This window comes from Ruegeria sp. CH6 (assembly GCF_056537005.1).
Genome location: NZ_JBQFQS010000007.1, coordinates 135617 through 152625, shown reverse-complemented (window position 1 = coordinate 152625; position 17009 = coordinate 135617). Strand labels below are relative to the sequence as shown.

The window sequence follows — 17009 nt, the reverse complement described above, 5'->3', positions numbered from 1 at the left end:
AATGACAGTCAAAGAGATTTTCGAAACCATGGATTACGGCCCTGCCCCCGAAAGCGCTGCCGAGGCTTTGGCCTGGCTGGTCGATCAGGGCGACAAGTTCGGTCACTATATCGACGGTGCCTTCACCAAACCCGGCAAGGGGTTCGAAAGCCGCAACCCGGCGAACGGAGAGGTGCTAGCCAAGCTGACACAGGCGAAACAGGCTGATGTGGATGCCGCCGTTGCAGCCGCGCGCAAGGCGCAACCGAAATGGGAGAAGCTGGGCGGCGCGGGCCGCGCAAGGTATCTTTATGCCATTGCGCGTTTGCTGCAGAAGCACTCGCGACTGTTTGCCGTGCTGGAAAGCCTCGACAACGGCAAGCCGATCCGTGAATCGCGCGACATCGACATCCCGCTGGTGCAGCGTCACTTCTACTATCACGCGGGCATGGCGCAGCTGATGGAAAGCGAACTGCCCGATGCCGAGGCTCTGGGTGTTTGTGGACAGATCATTCCGTGGAACTTCCCCCTGCTGATGCTGGCGTGGAAAGTCGCGCCTGCGATCGCGATGGGCAACACGGTAGTTCTGAAACCGGCCGAGTACACCTCATTGACCGCGCTGCTGTTCGCCGACATCTGCTCGCAGGCTGGCCTGCCGAAAGGCGTGGTCAACATCGTCACCGGTGATGGTGCTGTGGGTGAGATGATCGTGTCCTCGGAAGTCGACAAGATCGCCTTTACCGGCTCGACCGTCGTCGGTCGTCGCATCCGTGAGGCGACCGCTGGCTCGGGCAAGGAACTGACGTTGGAATTGGGTGGCAAGTCCGCCTACATCGTCTTTGACGACGCGGATATTGACTCAGCCATCGAAGGCTTGGTCGACGCGATCTGGTTCAATCAGGGCCAAGTCTGCTGTGCGGGCTCGCGCCTCTTGGTGCAAGAGGGCATCGCGGACCGCTTCCATGACAAGCTGCGTGCCCGTATGGACAAGCTGCGCATCGGCGATCCGTTGGACAAGTGCATCGACGTCGGTGCGGTTGTGGACCCCGTGCAACTGCAGACCATCAAGAGCATGGTCGAAAGCAACACGGTTGGGCATGTTCATCAGGCGGCTTGCGATCTGCCTGCGAACGGCTGTTATTACCCACCTACGCTGATCTCGGGCCTCGAGACATCCGACCCGCTGATGCAGGAAGAGATCTTTGGCCCGGTGCTCGTTTCCTCTACCTTCCGCACACCGGAAGAGGCGGTCGAACTGGCCAACAACACCCGCTACGGGCTGGCCGCGACAGTGTGGACCGAAAACGTGAACCTCGCGCTGGATATCGCCCCCAAGCTGGTTGCGGGCGTGGTCTGGGTGAATGCCACCAACCTGTTCGACGCCGCCGCTGGTTTCGGCGGGGTTCGCGAAAGCGGGTTTGGCCGCGAAGGCGGTTGGGAAGGTCTTGCGGCCTATACCAAACCCAAGGGCAAAGCCAAGCCGCTGGCGAAGGTTGAAGCGTTCATGGGCGACGGTGCACCAGTCGATCCCATCGACCGCACCGCCAAGATGTATGTCGGCGGCAAGCAGGCGCGGCCCGATAGCGGCTATTCGAAACCCGTTTGGGGCAAGTCCGGGCTGTTGGGCCACGTGGGCCTCGCCAATCGCAAGGACGTCCGCAACGCGGTTGAGGCTGCGGCGGGGGCCAAAGGCTGGTCCAAGACCACCGGCCACCTGCGGGCGCAAATCCTGTATTACATCGGCGAAAACCTCTCGGCCCGCGCCGACGAGTTTGCCGCTCGCATCGACGCGATGACCGGCAAAAAGGACGGTGCGAAAGAGGTCGAAGCTTCAATCCAGCGTCTGTTCACAGCCGCCGCCTGGGCAGACAAGTACGACGGTCAGGTACATGGGGTTCCGATCCGGGGCGTGGCGATTGCCATGAAAGAATCCGTTGGTGTCATCGGCGCGCTTTGTGCGGACGAGGCGCCTCTGCTGGGTCTGGTCTCGGCCATGGCTCCGGCAATTGCGATGGGCAACCGGACGGTTCTGGTGGCCTCAGAGCCCTACCCGCTGGCGGCTACCGATTTCTACCAAATCCTCGAAACTTCGGACGTGCCCGCCGGTGTAGTTAACATCCTGACCGGCAGCCATGCGGAATTGGCGAAACCGCTGGCCTCGCACCTGAATGTTGATGCGGTCTGGTCGTTCTCATCCACCGACCTGTCGAAAGAGATCGAGGTCGTCTCGGCCGGGAACCTAAAACGGACCTGGGTGAATAACGCGACGGCATTCGATTGGGGCATGGACCATTCCCGCCGGTTCCTTCAGGCTTCGACCGAGATCAAGAACATCTGGGTGCCCTACGGCGAGTAGGGCTCCCCTCCAAGGGAGGCCTACATGGATTTTTCAGGTAAAACCGTCATCGTCATTGGCGGAACCAGCGGTATCAATCGCGGCATTGCCGAGGCCTTTGCGGCCTCGGGTGCCAAACTGGCCGTCGCTAGCCGTTCACAGGAAAAGGTCGATGACACCGTTACCGCGCTGAAAGCTGCGGGCGCACAGGATGCAATCGGTGCGGCGTTTGACGTGCGTGACCCTGAGGCGGTGGCCGAGGGCCTTAAGCAATTCCACGACGCATTTGGCGACTTCGACGTTCTGGTGTCTGGCGCGGCAGGCAATTTCCCGGCATTGGCAGCGGAAATGTCAGTCAATGCGTTCAAGACCGTGATCGATATCGACTTGATGGGCACCATCCACGTGATGAAGGGGGCGTATCCCTATCTGAAGCGCCCCGGCGCCAGCATCATCAACATCTCGGCCCCACAGTCTTATCTGCCTTACGAAGGTCAGGCTCATGTCTGCGCCGCCAAGGCAGGCGTCGATCAGATCACCCGCACATTGTCGATGGAATGGGGTGTCGAGGGCATCCGAGTGAACTCGGTCGTGCCGGGCTTTATCGAGGGCACCGAAGGGGCCAAACGTCTGGCCCCCACCCCGGATGCCGGTGAAGCGTTGCGCAAGGACGTCCCCCTGGGCCGCTGGGGTCAGCCGCAGGACGTGGCGAATGCCTGCCTGTTCCTCAGCTCTGATCTGGCCAGCTATATCAGCGGTACGGTTCTGGCCGTGGACGGCGCGCTGTATCAGCGCGGGTCGGGCAAGTTTGGCCAGATGATGGGACAGATGCTGCGCAGCATGAAAAAGGGCTGAGCAGCGCTCAGCCCCAATTTCTTAGTTCGTGGTTTCCAGACCCACAGGTTTGCCGACCACGGTAAAGTGCAGCCCCTCCGGGTCGAGCAATTCTGCGGCGACCCGGTTGACCTCTTCCAGCGTTATCGCGTTCACCTTGTCATTACGGGTGGCGATGTAGTCGATGGGCAGGTCTTCCATCTGCATCCCGACCATAATTCCCGCAATTTGACCGTTACCGTCAAATCTCAACGGATAGGCACCGGTCAGGTAGGTCTTGGCATCGTCCAGCTCTTCCTGGGTCACGCCTTCAGTCGCGGCGCGGGCCCATTCATCGCGGATCACTTCAACCGCTTGGGCGATACGGTCGTTGGCTGACGAAACGGACCCCAGATAAACCGAAGCGAGATCCTTGGGCACGAGGTAAGTTCCCACGCCATAGGTCAGGCCTCGCTTTTCCCGTACTTCGTGCATCAGACGGCTTTCAAACCCACCACCACCGAGGATGTGGTTCAGGATATAAGCAGCGAAGAAATCCGGATCGTCACGATCGATGCCCTTCTGTCCGAACATTGCAACGGATTGTGGCGTATCAAACTCCACAACATTGACGCCACCAGAGATCGTCACATCGGCCCGATCAGGTATCGGCTTACCGGTTTCCGGCAGCTCTGCTAGCAGTTCATCCAGCAAAACACCCAGCTCTTCTGCAGTGATATCCCCGACCGCACCAACATAAAGGCGATCTTTGGCAAACACGCCGTCATAGGCCGCGATCACGTCATCGCGGTTCAAAGCCGACACACTTTCGATCGTACCCTTGCCCTCTGACCCGTATGGGTGATCACCAAATGCCATTTCGGCAAAGTTTCGGCCTGCAATATCATTCGGGTCGGTCTGGTCAGATTTCAGACCAGACAGTACCTGAGCGCGTACTCGATCCACCGCATCCTGATCGAACCGGGGTTCGTGAATTGTGGTACGCAAAAGATCGATAACCTCATCCCTGTTTTCTGTCAGAAATTGAGCGGAAATCGAAACTGTATCATCAGTAGCATTATACCTGAACGAGGCGGCCAGTTCTTCCAGTTCACGGGCATAGGTGCGGGCATCCATATCACCCGCACCTTCCTCGATCAGGCCGCTCATAAGGTAGACTGCACCACGTTTGTCGGGATCATCCAGTGAGGTGCCTCCGCGAAAACGCAACTCCAGCGCGGTAAAGGGGATCGAGTGGTCTTCGACCAGCCAGGCCTTGATGCCGCTTGGAGAGGTGACCTCTTCAATCTCGATCTCAGCCCAGGCTGGCAGGGCGATAACGAAGGCGATCAGCGTCGCGAAAATCCGTTTCATTGCGTCACCTCATCGTCGCGCATCAGCCATCCGGTCACCGACGTTTCGGGTTGTATCACCTCACGCGCGGCGGCGATGATCTCATCCGCCGTCACAGCCTGAAGGATATCAGGCCAGGCCTGCACATCCTCGACCGTCAGGCCACTGGTCAGGGCCCGCCCATAACGGTTTCCGATCCCATCCACATTGTCGCGTGCATAGGTCTGGGCCGCACGCAACTGCATCTTGATCCGGTCCAGATCTTCCTGGTTCACGCCTTCGGCGATGAAATCCGCGACCGCCTGATCCATTGCATCTTCGGCTTCCTGCAGAGATACGCCTTCGGCCGGAACAACGATCAGATCAAAGGTGGTGTCATCCAGAGATACACCCCGGTAGAACGCCCCGGTATAGACGACCTTCTGCTGTTCGAACTGCAGCTTCTCATTCAGGTATGAGGTCGTGCTGCCACCCAGCAGTTCCGCCAGCAGATAGAGGGCGGCGGCTTTCTCCTGTGCACCGGCGTCTCGTTCCGGCGCCAGATAACTGCGCTGAACGTATGGTTGCGCGACACGCGGGTCTTTAAAGGTCAGGCGACGTTCTGCCGTTTGCGGCGGCTCTTGCGAACGCACACGTTCTGGCAGGTCCGGGTTGGCGGGGATCACGCCATAATACTCTTCAGCCAGCGCTTTGACTTCATCCGGCTCCACATCACCGGTGACGACCAGAATCGCGTTATTGGGGGCATAATGGGTCTGGTAGAAGGACAGCGCGTCTTCCATGTCCAGCGTTTCCATCTCGTGCCTCCAGCCGATGATTGGTGCGCCGTAACGATGATTTAGGTACTGAGCCGCGCTCATCTGTTCCCCGAACAAGGATCGCGGATTGTTTTCAGTGCGCTGATTGCGTTCTTCGAGAATCACATCACGCTCTGTGGCGATATCATTTTCAGTCAGACGGATGTTGCGCATCCGGTCTGCTTCCATCCGCATCATCAGCTCGAGGCGGTCTGCGGCGACCCTTTGGAAATAGGCGGTGTAGTCATACGAGGTGAAGGCGTTATCATTGCCTCCATTCGCAGCAACAGTGGCCGACAGTTCACCCGGCGCCATAGTATCCGTGCCCTTGAACAGCAAATGTTCCAGAAAATGGGCGACACCTGACGATCCAACAGGTTCATCGGCTGATCCGGCGCGATACCAGACCATGTGCTGGACAACCGGCGCGCGATGGTCTTCGACCACGACGACATCCATGCCGTTATCCAAAGTAAATGTAGTGACTGCTTCGTGCCCGTCTTCAGCCAAAAGCGGGGTTGCAGACAATAAGGCGGCCGACAAGGCCAGAGCCCGAACCATAGGGCATCCTCCGTTTCGTTACAGTGTTCAAACTACGGTGGCGCCCGCCGGGTTCAAGAGAGATGACGGAAAGTTAAATATTATTCATCCGGCGGGGAGGACGGTGTTTCATACCCGCGGCGACGGAACGCTTCGGTCTGTTGATAAGGATCGATCGCGTCACGTTTGTAGACTTCTGCATAACGGTCGATCTTGAACAAACGCAGGCGTGTCCAACGGCTCTGACGGTCGCGGAAATCAGCATCTTCCTGATTGACGGTCTGACGGGTATTTGCCGGAACGCCATATCTGCTGGATGCTGTAACCAGCGCCGCATCCGAGGATGGGACAGAGGTGTTTGGATTCAGAGCAGCTGCGTTTCCACCCAGGGCCACCACCGCGTCTGCTTTCGGATTAGGATCCGTCAGGTTAGCGCCGCCTGGCGTCGGAGCTGGCAAAAACTGATAATCTTTGGGTTCTGTCAGCGGTTTGACCGGCAGAACTGAGAATTCATCCGGTCCCGCGCCGGGCGGTTCCAGATTGCGCAAGCCGATATCGGAGCATCCCGCAACCAAAGCAGCGAGTGTCAGAGCAAATAGGGCACGCGGCATCCGCATTATCGTCTCCAGCCTGTTTCAGGCGCTTTTATCGCATATCATCGGGCGCGTCACGAGGCCTTTTTGCTGTCAAACAACACCAGTCCGAGAGCGCCTGCAAATATGAAGACATCCGCCAGATTGAACACAAACGGGTTGTTGATCCCGCAGCAGGACATGTTCAGGAAATCCAGAACATATCCATATAAAAGGCGGTCCACCACGTTGCCCAATGCACCACCGATCAACAATCCGCCACAGATCAGCATAAATTTGGACGCCGCTACACGGCAGAGCCAGATCAATACTGCCAGGCTGATGGCTATCGAGATACCGATCAATACCCAACGCGCGGCTTCGCTATTGCCCTGGAACAAGCCGAAATTGATACCGCGATTCTCTCCGTATTTGAAAACGACCAGCGGTGGCAGAACGTCGATACCACCGGGTTGTTCAGCAACGCGCATCACGTGAACGACCAGATACTTACTGATCTGGTCGATCAGAAACGCGGCCAACCCGGCCCAGAACAGAAACCGATACCGCATCAGTGACGGAAGTGCCGCATGCCGGTGAAGACCATGGCCAATCCGGCCTCATCCGCGGCCGCGATCACCTCGTCATCACGCATCGACCCACCCGGCTGGATGACACAGGTCGCACCAGCCTCGGCGGCTTCCATCAGCCCGTCAGGGAAGGGGAAGAAGGCATCAGACGCAACGGCCGAGCCGATAGTGAGCGGTTGCGGCAAGCCGAGCGCGTCGGCCATGCGTTCGGCCTTCTTGGCGGCAATCATGGCAGAGTCCAGGCGGCTCATCTGGCCCGCGCCGACGCCAACAGTCGCGCCATCTTTCACGTAAACGATTGCGTTGGATTTAACGTGTTTCGCCACTTTCCAGGCAAACAGCAGGTCGCGCATCTGCTCTTCGGTCGGAGCCTTTTTGGTGACGACCTTCAGATCGTCCATGCCGACAAAACCATTGTCCTTGTTCTGCACCAGCAGACCACCCGCTACCTGACGAACGGTCTTACCGCCTGCGGTCACGTCCGGCAGAGCTTCAGTGGTCAGCAGGCGCAGGTTCTTCTTGGCCGCGAAGATCGCCTTTGCTTCATCCGATGCACCCGGAGCAATCACGACTTCGGTGAAAATCCCAGTGATTTCCTGTGCGGTTTCGGCGTCGAGCGGTTGGTTCAGTGCCACGATCCCACCAAAGGCCGAAGTCCGGTCGCAATCGAATGCCGACTTATACGCGTCCAGCAAGGTCGCGCCTGTGGCAACGCCGCAGGGGTTGGCGTGTTTGATGATCGCACAGGCCGCACCTTTTGCAGGATCGAACTCGGCCACCAGTTCAAACGCTGCGTCTGTGTCGTTGATGTTGTTATAGCTCAGCTCCTTGCCCTGGTGCTGAACGGCGGTCGCTACACCCGGCCGGTTGGTTCCATCAGTGTAGAAAGCCGCCTGTTGGTGGCTGTTCTCACCATAGCGCAGGGTCTGCTTCAGCTCACCGGCAAAGGCGCGGCGCTTGGGCGCCTCAAGCTGCAGTGCGTCGGCCATCCAATTCGAAACCGCGGTGTCGTACGCTGCGGTCCGGGCGTACGCCTTTTGCGCCAGCCACTGGCGGAAACCATAAGAGGTTTTGCCGTAATTCTCTTCCAACTGATCCAGAAGCGAAGAGTAATCTTCGACATCCACAACCACGTTCACAAAGGCATGGTTCTTCGAGGCCGCACGGATCATTGCGGGTCCGCCGATATCGATGTTCTCGATGCATTCGTCGTAGCCCGCGCCTTTGGCGACTGTCGCCTCGAACGGATAGAGATTCACGACCAGCAGGTCGATTGCGCCGATGCCATGTTCATTCATCGCAGCGACATGGGTGTCGTTGTCGCGCAGTGCCAGCAGGCCGCCATGCACCATCGGGTGCAGGGTTTTCACACGGCCGTCCATCATCTCGGGGAAGCCAGTAATCTCGCTGACGTCCTTCACCTCAAGCCCCGCATCACGCAGCGCCTTGGCGGTGCCGCCGGTCGACAATAGCTCGACCCCGCGCTCGGCCAGCGCCTTTCCCAGCTCGATCAGCCCGGTCTTGTCGGAAACGGAAAGCAACGCGCGGCGCACGGGGTGAAGATCGGTCATGGGTCCAAAGGTCCTTTTGGCGTCAGTCAAACTCGGGCTCGTCCCGGTGCAGATCGCGTACGGCATAGGCTGTATCCTGAGCCTTGCTCAGCGTCCACCGGATGCGGGTCGCATACTCCATTGCGCGCCCGGATAGAACGATCTGTTTTGTCGCGCGGGGCTTTAATCTGCCTTTTTCAAGATAAACACTTGGTTCAACAGACAATTTTCCCACACCATCATGGCGGAAAACCCATATCTCACCACTTTTGAGCGCCATCGATACCGCCGCACCACCCAAATCGATGGCCGCATCCACGTCCGGATGCAGGTGAAAGCGGATGTCAAAGGCGATGCCTTTCAGGCCCGAGCTGTCCATTGCCCGGTCAAATTGCCGCTTCGCCTTGTCAGTGGCGGTCAGCAAAATGTCCTCGCCCGCCAGTTCGCGCCCATCAAAGCGCAGCTCGAATGTGCGGGCATGGGTCAGGCCAAAGACCTTGGTATATCCATCATGCCCCACCATAAAGCGGGTGCCCTCAAAGGCTTCCTCAAACTCATGGGGTACATCTTGCGGCGCATCCACAAGCGCCTCATGCGCCGTACCTTTGAGCGGCTCGGTCAAACGTGCGCTGGAATAGCCATCAAGACATAGCGTCGAATGCGAGGGCGTGGCCCGACCCGCCCGACGCCAGTCCAGCCCGAAACTCTCGCCTGACCCGCAATTCACGATCAGCGGGCGGCGTCCCGACGTCAGTTCGAAAGCCAAAGTCGAAGCATGCGCATTGTACGAGGCTGCCCCTTTCGGCGGAACACTGGCATCGACAATCACAGTTGTGCGCGCGGCGGACAATCGGGCATACCCCATCGACAGCCCTGTCGACAGTTGCGGTTTCACACCGCTTTGCGCCAATGCCTGATCCAACCGTCCTTCAACGCCTCGGCCGCCGCCGTGAAACCGGGCCAGTGCGCCATCCGCATGACGCAGGCTGCGCAAGGTTGGGGCGATCCGTTTGATTGCTCTGGTCTGGGCTGCGGGCGTTCCCCGGCCCACCTCGTGCAACGCTGCAGAGGTCCACGCCAGCAATGTGAATACTTCAAGCAACTCCTCGGGGTTTCGCGTCGGTATCCCCCCTTGTTCATCCACCTGCCGGTCACATTCCCGGGCCAGTGCGCGCAGGGCCGGATCTGACATCGCCTCGAGCCCTTCGAGCGCAAGTCCGGCCTGTACCAGCCCGGTCAAGGCTTCAAACCGGGGCAGCCCCGGTGTCGCCGCATTCCAGCGTTTGGATAAAAACCAGGTCTGTTGCGCAAGCGAACGAAAGAACAGCTTGCTTTGCGCATCATTCGCCCCGCGCAATAGGAAAAGGGCGTGATTGATCCAGCGGATCAACCGCCGGCCTGTCAGATCGGGCGCCCAGCCAGGGCCCTGCCCTCGCCCATGCGTCTCAATCCAGCCCCAAACCCAGCGCTGCGCCTTTTCCCGCGCACGCATGTCTCCAACAGCTGCCAGATCATCCAACCAAGCAAAACCGTGCCGTTCATCATCAAAAGGGGCGTTTGGGGCTATGACATCCCAAAGATCGGTATCCTGAGCCTCGACCAGATACCCCGCAAACAGCAAGTTTCCTGCAACCAGCTGCCGTCCTCGGGCATAGGAACCAATTGTGCGCGGTTCGGGTTGTCCAACGAACCCCGTCACCGCCTTTCGGCGCTGACTAAGCCGCGCATAAAGACGGTTCTGAAACCGTATCCACCGGCTGGCCATGGTGTCCGTATTCGACATGACGCTCGTTACTCTGCCCCTAACGCTCTGCTGGCGCTTGAACCAACGATAGCGAGCGACGAAGGTCAAGTCACCGAAAAGCGGCCTGCTCAGACCGATTTGTTGAGACAGGCGACATAGAACCCATCCATTCCACCGCGTTCTGGCCAATAGTCCGGCCGCAGACGCAGGCCTCCTTCTTCGGTGATCCAGTCGCTTTCGACACCCGGAACATCCAGAGCTTCACGGTTTACCCGCATGTCCGGATACATCTCCAGCGCCTCTTCGATCTGCACTTCGCCTTCATCCGGCAGCAGTGAGCAGGTGCAATAAACCAGCCTCCCGCCGGGTTTCAACAGCGACCATGCGTGGGCGAGCATCCGGGCCTGCAACTCGATCAGTCCACCAAACTCGGACCCGTCTTTGGCAAAAGGAAGATCCGGGTGCCTGCGAATTGTGCCGGTGGCAGAACAAGGCGCATCCAGAAGGATGGCGTCGTATTGCCCCTGATGCTCCAGCGCATCGCCAGTGACTACATTGGCCTTCAAGCCGGTACGCTTGAGGTTTTCCTGCACCCGGGCGATTCGGGCCTCGGAAACATCCAGTGCTGTTACATCGGCACCTGCAGCGGCCAATTGCAGCGTCTTGCCACCCGGCGCTGCGCATAGATCCAGAATCTGCTCGCCTTGTTTTGGCCCAAGAATGCGAACCGGCAAGGCGGCCGCTGCATCCTGTACCCACCAATCGCCAGCTTTGTATCCGGGCAAGGCAGAAACCTGGCCTGCGTCCTGCAATCGGACCGAACCTGTTGGCAGGGCGTCTCCTCCCGGCGCCCTGGCGCCCGGCTTCAGCGTGACATCCAATGGTGCGCCTGTGAAATGCGCCTGTTCCATCCCTTTGATGGCATCCTGACCCCATGCGGCGATCAAAGGCTCTCGCAACCATTCCGGCAAGCGGGGAACACGCATTTTAGGCCAGGCGTCCGGGCCTTCGTCAGCCACTTTGCGCAGCACGGCATTCACCAGCCCTTTAAGCCGACCGTGTTTGCGCGACCTTCCAACGATCTCGACCATCGAATTCACTACGCCATGCGCAGCCTCACCATGGCATAGCTCAACAGTGCCAAGGCGCAGCGCGTTATGAACAGTCAATGCCGGGGTACGCTTCAGGTGGCTTTCAAGCAGCCGGTCCGCACGTTCCAGACCGCGCAGGGTTTCCAAGGTCAGGCGTTGTGCCCGGGCACGATCCTCGGGCGTCAGTCGATCCAGCGCACCCGCAGCCAGACATTCGGACAACAGTCGCCCCTCGCCCAGAATCTGATCCAACAGATATACTGCGCTGCGCCGTGCTGCTGTTGCGTTATTGGACATGAAACCGCCTTTGTGACTTGTGCCCGCATTGCGTTTGGCGGACGGGGGCGTATATCAGGGCTGTGCACGGAAAGGAACCCGAAGTCATGAGTGACGACCGCAAAGACCTGCCACCTGCCGCGCAGCGCGCACTTGCCGAAGCGGAAGAACGTCGTCGCAAGGCCGAAGCGGATGCAAAGGCGTTACCCAAAGAACTTGGCGGTCGCGATGGCCCGGATCCAGCACGCTTTGGCGATTGGGAAAAAAAGGGAATCGCGATTGATTTCTGACCTGTCAGGCAACCTCTCGCAGGGCCTTTAAAAAATCCGTTAAAAGGGCGTGTTGTCTCTTTGACTGCGCGCGTTCCTCGGGCCAGGTCAGCCAATATCCGTCCTTCGTTTTCAGCTCCGGTAGATCCAGCCTGCGTAATCTGCCCGCCTGCAAATCACCTGCAGCCAGCGGGATAGACCCCAGAACAATACCCAGCCCTTGCCGCGCCGCGGTGATCGCGTGCTCCATCGAGTCAAAACTGAATTTGGTGAGAGGTGGTTCACCTTCGCCCGCCTGACGCGCCCACTCGCGCCAGCCAGGCCGCTCACCACGCAGGTCAATCACGGGCGCGCCCCATTCCATACCGGGTGCGGCCATCGGCACCAGAACCTCGGGCGCGATCAGAGCCGAATCCCGGCCCGGCCACGCCCCGCGACCATACCGTAACTGCAACCATGTGCGTTCCTCATCCAATGACGTCCGGCGGGCGACCGAATCCGTTGTCACCTGCACCTTTGGCCTTTCCGCGTGAAACACCGCAAGGCACGGAAGAACAAGCGCGTGGATATGCGAAGACAAACCCGCCACCCGCAACTCACGTGGCGACTTTCCGAACAGATCCTCGGTATTTCGCTCCAGCGCCTGCAGACTGTCCTGAACCAGCGGCAGATAGCTTTCGCCCTCGACCGTCAGCGACACACCACGCGCCTCACGTACAAACAGCGACCGGCCCAGCCAGACCTCGAGGTTTCCAATTCGCTGACTGACCGCCGCCTGTGTCAGGCCAAACTCGCGCGCGGCCGCAGAAAAGCCACCAAGCCGCCCGGCGGCTTCAAATACGCGCAACCAATCCAGCGGGGGCAGTCCGACCTTTTTCTTAGCCATTAGATTTTCCAAGCCTCAGCAGAAAGAAGGATTAATTGTCGTAATGCCATAACCAGCGTATCTCCTCAATCAAAGCTCGCGCTGAACAGGAGAATCCCCATGCTGCGCCTCGCCACCCATGACTCGTCGGTCGTCACCGTAGACTTCAGCGACGGCACGAAGGCTCGTTTCCATGCAATCTGGTTGCGCGATAACGCGCTGGACCCTGAAACCCGCGCAACGGGGAACGGTCAGCGCCTGATCACCATCGGCGACATTCCTGCAGATATCTCGGTCAGCGCCGCTGAGGTCGTGAATGGCGATCTGCAGATCACCTTCGCACCCGAAGACAAAACCGTCACCTTCCCGGCCGATTGGCTGGCGGGTCACGTCTACGATCGCGATCACACCCAGCAGGCAGGCAGGCTTGCGCCTGGTATCACCTCATGGGAGCGCGGCATCGACGCCCCAAGCGGTGACTGGACACTGGTTCATGAAAATCCGGCAGCCAAGCGCGATTGGCTGGCTGCTGTCGCAGAGTTTGGCTTTGCCAAGCTTACCAATGGCCCAACCGAGCCGGAGTCTCTGCTGAAAGTGGCTGATCTGTTCGGTTATGTCCGCCAGACAAATTACGGCCCCTACTTTGAGGTTCGGACCGAAGTTAACCCCACCAACCTCGCCTATACCGGCCTTGGTCTGCAGGCCCACACCGACAATCCCTATCGCGATCCAGTGCCAACGCTGCAAATCCTCTATTGCCTGGAAAACAGTGCCGAAGGTGGTGACTCGATCGTAGTGGATGGATTCCGAGCCGCTGAAAAGCTACGTGATCAGAACCCAGAGGGTTTTGCCCTTCTGGCAGGTTATCCCGCACGTTTCGAATACAAAGGCTCGGATGGCGTATGCCTGCGCTCGCGCCGCCCGATGATCGAACTGTCGCCGGATGGTGAGCTGATCGGCATCCGTTTCAACAACCGCTCTTCCGCACCGTTCGTTGATGTACCCTTTGACCAGATGGAGGCGTATTATGCCGCCTACCGTCAGCTTGGTGATATCATCGATAATCCTGCGATGGGCGTCTCATTCAAGCTGGAACCGGGCGAAAGCTTCATCGTCGACAACACCCGCGTTCTGCATGCGCGCCTAGGCTATTCCGGCGCGGGTTCACGCTGGTTGCAGGGTTGCTATGCCGACAAAGACGGGTTGCTGTCCACATTGGCCGCGATGGAAATGGCCCAGCCGGAGGCGGCGGAATGAAACCCGATTTCTCGACCCTGAACCGAGACAATATAGTTGCCTTCATCGGAGATATCTTCGACCGCCGTGGCGGTGAAGAATATCTGGGGGAACCCGTCACCATGGCCGAGCACATGCTGCAAGGCGCCACCATTGCCGAGCAGAACGGTCAGTCCGAAGAGATCATCGTTGGTGCCCTGCTGCATGACATCGGTCATTTCACATCCGAGTTCGGCACCTATCATCCGGATGATACTGAAGACCGTCATCACGAGGATGCGGGCGCGGAAGTGCTGGAGCAGTTCTTCCCGTCGGTCATCACCGACTGCTGCCGATATCACGTGGCAGCCAAACGCTATCTCTGCGCCACCAAGCCCGAGTACTTCAACCGCCTGTCCACCGCTTCAGTCCATACACTGGAATTGCAGGGTGGCCCGATGAGCGCCGAAGAAGTCGCTGAGTTCGAAAGCAACCCGAACCTGAAAGAGATCATTCAGGTCCGCTATCTGGACGAGGCAGGCAAACGCGCTGATATGGAAACCCCGGACTTCGCCCATTTCGCACCAATGGTACAGCGTATGGTGGACAAGCATCTGGGGTCGGCATGAGCGCGCCTGAATATATATTCGAGGCCAGCTCGAAACCCTCCCTGCCTTGGCACGAAGTTCCACTGATCCGCGCCACTGAAGAGTCGGTCAAAGGCTATGGCTGCCTGGTCGATGATCCTGACAACTTTGAAATCGAAATCGTCCGTTGGCCCCAACAGGGCTGGCGGCCGATTGACGAAGGCACCGGTGACGAGGCTGGCTGGGTCGAGGGTACGTTCAAATGCGACTGGCAGGGTGACGTGCTTTATGGAGAGAATGAAGCAGTCAAAGGCCACTATGTGCTGGGCTGGTCCGCCGATCCGCAAAAGGCACAGACAGACAGGCAATCTGCACCGCGCGATCAGGTGCTGCTGTGGCATATGAACTACCACCCCGACGGTGGGCAAATGTTCTGGCCGCTGGACAACAAGCCGTTCATCGTGCCCGCTGCGCTGCCCGGCGACAACCTGACCCCGGACAAGGTTGTGGCGTTCTGGTGTGATGGCTCACGCGGTCTCTATATTCATCCCGGCATCTGGCATGAGGGGATTTTCCCCGTCGAAGACAATCAACGTTTCCTTGACCGGCAAGGCCGGGTGCATGCCCGGGTCAGCGCCGACATCGGCAAGGAATTCGGAGTTTACCTCGCCTGTCCGCTGCGCGCGGACAAGGTTCGGGATCTTTGACAACACAAAGTCTTGGCAGGGCCGACTCCACTTGGAACCGGCCCTGCAAACGATCAGATATCCACTGACCGATTATTATTCCTGCTTAGCGGACAACCCGGCATAGATCAGCACAGTCACAAGAATGATTGCACCCCCGATAAAGCTTGCGACAGGCGGAATTTCTCCAAAGAACCCGAAGGCAAATAACGGCGCAAAGACCACTTCGGTCATCAGGATCATGCCAACTTCCGGCGCGGTGATATAACGTGTCGCAACCGCTGACATCACACGGCCAAACGGCGCGGTGAACAGTCCCATGACCCCCATGATGAGCCATGTGCTGAAGCTGTACCCCGAAGGCTCTGCCACTGTCGCCATCGCAAGTGCAAGGAACAACCCGCCCAGCCCGACACTCGCCATGCGGCTGACATCCTGATATTTGCGCAACAGAGTTTGGTTCAGCGACAGGCAGATTACCGCAAAGAACGCGAGCAAATCGCCCTTGAGGTTCCCGGAGCCAAAAGACCCCGACACCACAATCGCGATCCCCAGCATAACGAACACGATCGAGATCCAGGTGGACCATCTTGTGATTTCTTTCAGGAAGAACCAGCTGAACAACGCAGCCAGCGCTGGCGAGGTGCTGAGGATCACAAAGGTATTGGCGACCGACGTGTTCTTGATGCTCAGAACAAGGGCCGAGGCGCTGCCCAGCATCAACAGGCCCGACAGCAAGATTGGCCAGCCGCCGGCCTTAAGGACTTCGAACAATCCACGCTCATCCCGCAATTGAATGAACGCCGCCATCGAGATCGCCGTGAACAATCCGAACAGAAAGGCGGTGTCAAATCCACTGACACCCGAGAGGCGGATAAAAATGGGATCAAAACTCATCAGCAAAGCGCCAAGAAGGGCAATCGCTATGCCGGCCATACGTGGGTTTTGGGATCGCAGAGCGAGGGTAGAGGAAGGTTTCATGATAGCCACCAAATAGAATCATACTGATCAGTATGATTATTACCCGCTTGCGAAGATTTCAAGATTGTCATACCAAATAGTATGATTTTAGGGCGCAAGCATGAGCAAGCAGGAAACACGCAAAGAAAAGACCCGCCAAGCAATCCTGAATGCTTCGAAATCTGTCTTTCTGACAGAAGGTTACGTTCTGGCCAGCATGGACACGATCGCAGCTCGGGCGCAGGTCACGAAACAGACGATCTATCGGTACTTTCCATCGAAACTCGAGCTGTTTGAAGCAACGCTCAGGCACATGGGCCCAGGACCCAAGGCGGATTTTCTGGAGAGTCTGGAGGTGCCAGATACGCGTGAAGCCCTTATTGGATTCGCCACCGGTTTCATGCGATCGCACCTGAGACAAGAGCATCTGGATACAATCCGCCTGCTGATCGCCGAGGCACCAAAAGCACCTGAAATCGTGCGTTCATTCTTTGCGATGGGACCGAGCGACACCAAGGAACGCCTGCAGGAATTCTTCAATAACCGGCTTGGTGTAGACCAACCGGAAATCCCGATGCGCCTGTGGACTGCCATGTTGTTTGCTCATCAAGAAGCCGCGATGCTGGGGCGCGGCATCCCGACCGAAGAGGAACTGGCAATCTACGCTGAAACGGCAACTGACTACCTGCTCGCAGGGCTGGCCGCGCGGACTTAAGAATCCCTTAACCCCTGACCGGTTCTTCTGTGTTACTCTCGGCATATCGTTCGCGAACGTCATGTCAGGGAG

Annotated in this window: 16 protein-coding genes; 7 read left to right on the top strand and 9 right to left on the bottom strand. The window is 58.5% G+C overall.

Annotated features, from left to right (window positions below; all coding sequences use genetic code 11):
* The first annotated feature begins 1 nt into the window (after window position 1).
* Window positions 2–2335 (top strand): aldehyde dehydrogenase family protein, encoded by a 2334-nt coding sequence (locus ACR0CW_RS15545; RefSeq protein WP_480788493.1) that lies wholly within the window; start codon window positions 2–4, stop codon window positions 2333–2335.
* A 24-nt stretch (window positions 2336–2359) separates the two neighbouring features.
* Window positions 2360–3169 (top strand): SDR family oxidoreductase, encoded by an 810-nt coding sequence (locus ACR0CW_RS15540; RefSeq protein ID WP_480788492.1) that lies wholly within the window; start codon window positions 2360–2362, stop codon window positions 3167–3169.
* A gap of 21 nt (window positions 3170–3190) precedes the next feature.
* Here ACR0CW_RS15540 and ACR0CW_RS15535 read toward each other — a convergent pair whose 3' ends face one another.
* The 7 genes from ACR0CW_RS15535 to ACR0CW_RS15505 all read right to left on the bottom strand — a co-directional run bounded on the left by ACR0CW_RS15535 (window position 3191) and on the right by ACR0CW_RS15505 (window position 11661).
* On the bottom strand, window positions 3191–4501 hold the full coding sequence (locus ACR0CW_RS15535) for a M16 family metallopeptidase (protein ID WP_480788491.1): 1311 nt from the start codon (window positions 4499–4501) through the stop codon (window positions 3191–3193).
* Window positions 4498–5838 carry a M16 family metallopeptidase gene (locus ACR0CW_RS15530; RefSeq protein WP_480788490.1) on the bottom strand — a complete coding sequence of 447 codons (1341 nt, stop codon included), beginning with the start codon at window positions 5836–5838 and terminating at the stop codon, window positions 4498–4500. Before ACR0CW_RS15530 ends, ACR0CW_RS15535 begins: the two co-directional genes overlap by 4 nt.
* An 80-nt stretch (window positions 5839–5918) precedes the next feature.
* Window positions 5919–6434, bottom strand: a complete 516-nt coding sequence (locus ACR0CW_RS15525; RefSeq protein WP_155146312.1) for a DUF3035 domain-containing protein — start codon at window positions 6432–6434, stop codon at window positions 5919–5921.
* Between the two features lie 50 nt (window positions 6435–6484).
* Entirely contained in the window at window positions 6485–6961 is a 477-nt protein-coding gene (gene lspA, locus ACR0CW_RS15520) for a signal peptidase II (RefSeq protein ID WP_480788489.1), read from the bottom strand.
* On the bottom strand, window positions 6961–8550 hold the full coding sequence (purH, locus tag ACR0CW_RS15515; RefSeq protein ID WP_480788488.1) for a bifunctional phosphoribosylaminoimidazolecarboxamide formyltransferase/IMP cyclohydrolase: 1590 nt from the start codon (window positions 8548–8550) through the stop codon (window positions 6961–6963). The genes lspA and purH overlap by 1 nt, the downstream gene beginning before the upstream one ends.
* 22 nt (window positions 8551–8572) lie before the next feature.
* Complete coding sequence (locus ACR0CW_RS15510; protein WP_480788487.1) at window positions 8573–10312, bottom strand: heparinase II/III family protein; 1740 nt, start codon at window positions 10310–10312, stop codon at window positions 8573–8575.
* Between the two features lie 89 nt (window positions 10313–10401).
* Entirely contained in the window at window positions 10402–11661 is a 1260-nt protein-coding gene (locus ACR0CW_RS15505) for an RsmB/NOP family class I SAM-dependent RNA methyltransferase (protein ID WP_480788486.1), read from the bottom strand.
* An 86-nt stretch (window positions 11662–11747) separates the two neighbouring features.
* On the opposite strand from ACR0CW_RS15505, the gene ACR0CW_RS15500 reads away from it, so the two are divergent.
* Window positions 11748–11930 (top strand): DUF1674 domain-containing protein, encoded by a 183-nt coding sequence (locus tag ACR0CW_RS15500; RefSeq protein ID WP_155146322.1) that lies wholly within the window; start codon window positions 11748–11750, stop codon window positions 11928–11930.
* 4 nt (window positions 11931–11934) lie between these two features.
* Here the strand turns inward: ACR0CW_RS15500 and ACR0CW_RS15495 are convergent, their stop codons facing one another.
* The gene (locus ACR0CW_RS15495; RefSeq protein WP_480788485.1) at window positions 11935–12795 is read right to left on the bottom strand and encodes a LysR family transcriptional regulator; all 861 of its coding nucleotides are present in this window, start codon (window positions 12793–12795) and stop codon (window positions 11935–11937) included.
* Between the two features lie 99 nt (window positions 12796–12894).
* Between ACR0CW_RS15495 and tmpA the strand changes: the two genes are divergently transcribed.
* Genes tmpA through ACR0CW_RS15480 form a run of 3 tightly spaced genes read left to right on the top strand, consistent with a single transcriptional unit; the run spans window position 12895 to window position 15283 of the window.
* Entirely contained in the window at window positions 12895–14031 is a 1137-nt protein-coding gene (tmpA, locus tag ACR0CW_RS15490) for a 2-trimethylaminoethylphosphonate dioxygenase (RefSeq protein WP_480788484.1), read from the top strand.
* On the top strand, window positions 14028–14618 hold the full coding sequence (tmpB, locus tag ACR0CW_RS15485; RefSeq protein WP_480788483.1) for a (R)-1-hydroxy-2-trimethylaminoethylphosphonate oxygenase: 591 nt from the start codon (window positions 14028–14030) through the stop codon (window positions 14616–14618). The genes tmpA and tmpB overlap by 4 nt, the downstream gene beginning before the upstream one ends.
* On the top strand, window positions 14615–15283 hold the full coding sequence (locus ACR0CW_RS15480) for an ureidoglycolate lyase (RefSeq protein WP_480788482.1): 669 nt from the start codon (window positions 14615–14617) through the stop codon (window positions 15281–15283). The genes tmpB and ACR0CW_RS15480 overlap by 4 nt, the downstream gene beginning before the upstream one ends.
* Window positions 15284–15358: 75 nt before the next feature.
* Here ACR0CW_RS15480 and ACR0CW_RS15475 read toward each other — a convergent pair whose 3' ends face one another.
* Window positions 15359–16243 carry a DMT family transporter gene (locus tag ACR0CW_RS15475; RefSeq protein WP_480788481.1) on the bottom strand — a complete coding sequence of 295 codons (885 nt, stop codon included), beginning with the start codon at window positions 16241–16243 and terminating at the stop codon, window positions 15359–15361.
* 100 nt (window positions 16244–16343) lie between these two features.
* Here ACR0CW_RS15475 and ACR0CW_RS15470 point away from each other — a divergent pair, with 100 nt between their 5' ends.
* On the top strand, window positions 16344–16937 hold the full coding sequence (locus tag ACR0CW_RS15470; RefSeq protein ID WP_480788480.1) for a TetR/AcrR family transcriptional regulator: 594 nt from the start codon (window positions 16344–16346) through the stop codon (window positions 16935–16937).
* Window positions 16938–17009 lie beyond the last annotated feature (72 nt).

What these genes read in the sequence shown, in the direction of transcription:
- ACR0CW_RS15545 (WP_480788493.1), top strand. Translation starts at nt 2, where the DNA reads ATGACAGTCAAAGAGATTTTCGAAACCATGGATTACGGCCCTGCCCCC.
- ACR0CW_RS15540 (WP_480788492.1), top strand. Translation starts at nt 2,360, where the DNA reads ATGGATTTTTCAGGTAAAACCGTCATCGTCATTGGCGGAACCAGCGGT.
- ACR0CW_RS15535 (WP_480788491.1), bottom strand. Translation starts at nt 4,501, where the DNA reads ATGAAACGGATTTTCGCGACGCTGATCGCCTTCGTTATCGCCCTGCCA.
- ACR0CW_RS15530 (WP_480788490.1), bottom strand. Translation starts at nt 5,838, where the DNA reads ATGGTTCGGGCTCTGGCCTTGTCGGCCGCCTTATTGTCTGCAACCCCG.
- ACR0CW_RS15525 (WP_155146312.1), bottom strand. Translation starts at nt 6,434, where the DNA reads ATGCGGATGCCGCGTGCCCTATTTGCTCTGACACTCGCTGCTTTGGTT.
- lspA (WP_480788489.1), bottom strand. Translation starts at nt 6,961, where the DNA reads ATGCGGTATCGGTTTCTGTTCTGGGCCGGGTTGGCCGCGTTTCTGATC.
- purH (WP_480788488.1), bottom strand. Translation starts at nt 8,550, where the DNA reads ATGACCGATCTTCACCCCGTGCGCCGCGCGTTGCTTTCCGTTTCCGAC.
- ACR0CW_RS15510 (WP_480788487.1), bottom strand. Translation starts at nt 10,312, where the DNA reads ATGTCGAATACGGACACCATGGCCAGCCGGTGGATACGGTTTCAGAAC.
- ACR0CW_RS15505 (WP_480788486.1), bottom strand. Translation starts at nt 11,661, where the DNA reads ATGTCCAATAACGCAACAGCAGCACGGCGCAGCGCAGTATATCTGTTG.
- ACR0CW_RS15500 (WP_155146322.1), top strand. Translation starts at nt 11,748, where the DNA reads ATGAGTGACGACCGCAAAGACCTGCCACCTGCCGCGCAGCGCGCACTT.
- ACR0CW_RS15495 (WP_480788485.1), bottom strand. Translation starts at nt 12,795, where the DNA reads ATGGCTAAGAAAAAGGTCGGACTGCCCCCGCTGGATTGGTTGCGCGTA.
- tmpA (WP_480788484.1), top strand. Translation starts at nt 12,895, where the DNA reads ATGCTGCGCCTCGCCACCCATGACTCGTCGGTCGTCACCGTAGACTTC.
- tmpB (WP_480788483.1), top strand. Translation starts at nt 14,028, where the DNA reads ATGAAACCCGATTTCTCGACCCTGAACCGAGACAATATAGTTGCCTTC.
- ACR0CW_RS15480 (WP_480788482.1), top strand. Translation starts at nt 14,615, where the DNA reads ATGAGCGCGCCTGAATATATATTCGAGGCCAGCTCGAAACCCTCCCTG.
- ACR0CW_RS15475 (WP_480788481.1), bottom strand. Translation starts at nt 16,243, where the DNA reads ATGAAACCTTCCTCTACCCTCGCTCTGCGATCCCAAAACCCACGTATG.
- ACR0CW_RS15470 (WP_480788480.1), top strand. Translation starts at nt 16,344, where the DNA reads ATGAGCAAGCAGGAAACACGCAAAGAAAAGACCCGCCAAGCAATCCTG.